Annotated in this window: 4 protein-coding genes; 2 read left to right on the forward strand and 2 right to left on the reverse strand. The window is 62.3% G+C overall.

Annotated elements, in window-relative coordinates; genetic code table 11:
- Positions 1 to 82: 82 nt before the first annotated feature.
- Positions 83 to 1,141, forward strand: coding sequence for an ABC transporter permease (locus EN939_RS24680; RefSeq protein ID WP_127270302.1), 1,059 nt, complete (start codon positions 83 to 85; stop codon positions 1,139 to 1,141).
- Positions 1,142 to 1,155: 14 nt separating this feature from the next.
- Positions 1,156 to 2,079 (forward strand): ABC transporter permease, encoded by a 924-nt coding sequence (locus tag EN939_RS24685; RefSeq protein WP_127270303.1) that lies wholly within the window; start codon positions 1,156 to 1,158, stop codon positions 2,077 to 2,079.
- Positions 2,080 to 2,474: 395 nt separating this feature from the next.
- On the opposite strand, the gene EN939_RS24695 is transcribed toward EN939_RS24685, so the two are convergent.
- Both EN939_RS24695 and EN939_RS24700 read right to left on the reverse strand, forming a co-directional pair.
- On the reverse strand, positions 2,475 to 3,185 hold the full coding sequence (locus EN939_RS24695) for an outer membrane protein (RefSeq protein WP_164748938.1): 711 nt from the start codon (positions 3,183 to 3,185) through the stop codon (positions 2,475 to 2,477).
- Between the two features lie 222 nt (positions 3,186 to 3,407).
- Positions 3,408 to 3,786 (reverse strand): helix-turn-helix transcriptional regulator (locus EN939_RS24700; protein ID WP_164751192.1); only part of this gene is annotated, 379 nt, incomplete at its 5' end.

The following is a 3,786-nucleotide window of genomic DNA, read 5'->3' on the forward strand; positions in this document are numbered from 1 at the left end:
GTCATGAACAGAGGAAGGATCGTCGGCTGCCGTCAGACCGGCGACGTCACGCCTGAATGGATAGGAGGCCTTTTAGCAGGCCATGCTTGACACAGCTTTCCTTGTTCGCAGGCAAAATCCCGGCTTCTTGTTGACCAGTCTCAGTTATGTTGGCGGACTGTTGGTCGGGCTGACGGTTTCGGCGGTGCTGCTCGTGCATGCGGGCGTGCCGGCAAGCGCTCTTGTGGATGAGTTCCTGATTGCAACTTTTCTGACCTCGGACGGCCTCTCCCAGACGGCGACGGCCGCTTTACCGTTGGTGCTAGTCGGCCTCGCCTCCGGCGTTGCCATGCGCGTGCGGTTTTGGAACATCGGCGTGGAGGGCCAGCTATGGCTCGGCGCGATCGCGTCAACCTGGGTGGCGCTGAACGGCAGCGGGCCTGAAGTGCTGAGGTTGCCGACGATGTTCGTTCTGGCAGCGCTTGCGGGAGCCGCCTGGATTGCGATTCCGCTTTTTCTGAAACTCAAGTGGGGCGTTAACGAGGTTATTTCGACCCTGCTGCTGGGAAGCGTCGCGTTTCTGCTCGTGCAGCATCTTCTGTTCGGGGTCTGGAGAGACCCTTCCAACAGCTTTCCCGTGACCGCCACCTTTCCCGAGGCGAGCTGGTTTCCCGTTCTGGGATGGGGGCAGTTGCATGCCGGAATCTTCCTGGTCGCCGTTATCGCATTGTCCATCTGGTTCGTCATGGAACACAGCCGGGTCGGCTTCTACGCGGATGCTGTAGGTTTCAACGCCAAGGCCGCGCTCGCCACGGGCCTGCCGGTGCTCAGCATAGCCGTGGGGCTCGTGCTGCTCTCCGGCGCTCTCTCAGGCGTTGCCGGCATGATGATCGTGGCGGGGACGGAGCACCGCCTCAACCAGTCCGTCGGCAACGGCTATCTCTTCAGCGCGATCGTGATCGCCTACCTGGCCCGCGCGAAGCCATTGTGGGTGGTCGTGATCTCTTTCGCGCTCGGCGCGGTGTTCACCGCCGGGAATGTCCTGAAGGTTTTCTACTCGATCTCCGAAGCGATGATCGTGCTGATGCAAGGCGCGGTACTGATGTCGATTTTGATGGCGCAGTTCTTCAGCTCCTATTCGCTCAAACGGCCCAAGAACTAGGAAGGGGCAGTTGCATGGATTTTCTGATCGGCTGGATTGCCATCATTCCGAGCTATGCGGCACCGTTGCTGCTGGCGAGCCTCGGCCTCATTATCTGCGAAAGAGCCGGCGTTCTCAATCTTGGAGCGGAAGGGCTCATGGCGGTCAGTGCCATGACCGGCGCGATGACGGTGCTTTCCGGAGCCGATCCTTGGGTTGGTCTTGCCGCCGGCTCAGCGGCCGCGATGGCTCTCGCTCTGCTGTTTGGAATATCGACAGTCGCCTTGCGCGCCAATCATACGCTCGCCGGCCTAGCCGTCGTCGCAATCGGACTGGGCATCACCGGGGTCGTGGGGCGACCCTACGTGCAGAAGACCTTTTCTGGCATTTCCACACTTGGCGACCTCTTCGGGATAGACCGCGGTTCGGCATTCGGCCGCATTTTCGCGGTGCAGGACCCGGTTACGCTGGCGCTGCCGACCCTGGTCGGCGCGCTCTGGTGGTGGCTTTCCAAAAGCCGACATGGCCTCAGGTTGAGGTCCGTCGGGGAAAACCCGGCCGCCGCGGATGTCGCGGGTATCGACGTGCAACTGGTTCAGTTCGGGGCTGTCCTGGCATCCGGGCTGTTTTGTGGTCTCGCCGGAGCCTATCTCTCAGTCGCCACAAGTCATGTCTGGGTGGAGGGAATGGTCGCGTCGCGCGGCTGGATTGCCGTTGCGCTCGTCATCTTTTCGCGCTGGAACGCGGCTCGAGCTCTCTGGGGTGCGCTTCTTTTCGGAAGCGCGGATGCGCTTGTGCCTAGACTACAAGCCATAGGCGCCGACGTTCCTGTCTATCTCATGATGACTTTGCCGTACTTGCTGACGCTTGTCGTGCTGGTGGCAGGCTCATTGGGCGGCCGGCGCTCCGGCGAGCCGGCCTTCCTCGGCAGGGTCTATCTACGACAAGACAAACAATAAGGAACTTGCCCGGTTCATGAGCCCCGCCGCCCGCATCCTTCTGGACTTCGCGGATTTCATGGACAAGCATCAAGGATCGCCGATGTCTGTGCCGTCCCCCCTCGCCCGGCGCTGACCCTGCGGCTCCGCTCGACGCCTATTCGCGTGCCACTAACCGTGAGATCAAGAACAAAGCGCCACGGAGACGACAGAGGGGGTCGCCGCGCGTAAAGCGCCAACGTCATCCGCAACAGCAGGCCGAGCCCAGCCGGACCGCCCCCTCTGGCCTGCCGGACCCGGCCCTTCGCTTTCGCTCCAGGCGTTCGTCGTTCGGAAAGCCAAGCGATTGGCTTTCCGTCCGCTGCGCGGACCACTCCCTCACCCCCCTCAAGGGGGAGATCAGCAGCTTCAGCGGATCAGAACTTGTAGCTGAGCCCGACCCGGATATCCTGTGTCTGGAGGTCGACATGGGTTTCCGTAGGCAGACCGGCTGCCACCGAGAGGTCCTGGCTGCCGAAGTCGGAGTAGCGGTATTCGGCCCGCGCGATCCACTTGTCGGTAAAGGCGTGTTCGATGCCGGCTCCAACGGTCCAGCCGACATGGCTGTCGCTGTGGAGCGTTACTTCGGCGGCAGGGCCACCGGCGCTGACCGCAATCAGTTCATACTTGGCCGCGGCGACGCCGGCAGTGATGTAGGGCAAGGTCCGATCGAAAGCATAGCCGGCGCGCAGCCGCGCCGACCCCGACCATTTGAGTTCGCTCTTGAGCAACGTGGTGACACCGCCGCCGCCGGCGTCGAGGGCCGTCAGCCCATCTATATTGCTGTACACAATGTCGGCCTCGGCGCCGATCACGAAGCTGTTCTCCATCTGGTAATTGGCGCCGATATGGACACCGCCGATAAATCCGTTCGGATCGGTGGAGACATTGAGATCGGTGGCCCCGCCCAGTCCGCCGCCGGCGATGAACAGATTGGATTTTCCGGCCGCGTAGCCGATGTCGACGCCGGCATAGAGTCCGGACCAGTCGTAGCCGGATGCAACAGGCGAAACCTCATTGATATCAGCCGCACACGCCACACCGAGCGGCGCGAGAATGAAGGCCGTTGCGAGAAGAAGAGTTTTCATTGTTGTCTGCTGCCCCATGTTGCTTCCCCACCGCATAAATGAGCTGCGGAGATCCAGCTGTTGTCGAGAAATCCGGTGTTGCATTGTCCGCTGGCTGCGTCTTGGGCTGGGCCGCACCCGAATTGTCGGGGAAAGCATCGCAGCGCTTTCCCGGCTGGTGTGGCCATTCGGCCTCAGTCGATTGGCGTGTCGTGTATCCAGCGGGGTTGGCGGCCGGCGAGACTACCTGGCACTGCCCGGTGTCGAGCCGAATCGGCGGCGGAAGCAGCGGTTGAAATAGGAGACGTCGGAGAAGCCGCTGAGCAGCGCGATCTCGCTGATCCGCATGCGGTCATTGTGCCTGTCGCGGAGCATGCGATGCGCCCTTTGCAAGCGCAGTTCGAGAATGCGCTCGGCAAAGCTCACCCCGGTTTCCTGCAGCAGGTCATGGACATAGCGAACGGAGAGCCGCAATTGCCCGGCAACGCCCTGCGCCGAAATGGCGGGATCGGCGAAATTATCCCTCATCTTCTGCAGTATGGCTTGCAGCCTTGCCGCGCGCAGGCCGCGCAGGCCCGCCAGTTCGGCCGCTTCGCCCTTGGCGCCGGTCGCAAGGCCGATC

The sequence above is a fragment of the Mesorhizobium sp. M7A.F.Ca.CA.002.05.1.1 genome, from assembly GCF_003998335.1.
Taxonomy (GTDB): Bacteria; Pseudomonadota; Alphaproteobacteria; order Rhizobiales; family Rhizobiaceae; genus Mesorhizobium.

What these genes read in the sequence shown, in the direction of transcription:
- EN939_RS24680 (WP_127270302.1), top strand. Translation starts at nt 83, where the DNA reads ATGCTTGACACAGCTTTCCTTGTTCGCAGGCAAAATCCCGGCTTCTTG.
- EN939_RS24685 (WP_127270303.1), top strand. Translation starts at nt 1,156, where the DNA reads ATGGATTTTCTGATCGGCTGGATTGCCATCATTCCGAGCTATGCGGCA.
- EN939_RS24695 (WP_164748938.1), bottom strand. Translation starts at nt 3,185, where the DNA reads ATGAAAACTCTTCTTCTCGCAACGGCCTTCATTCTCGCGCCGCTCGGT.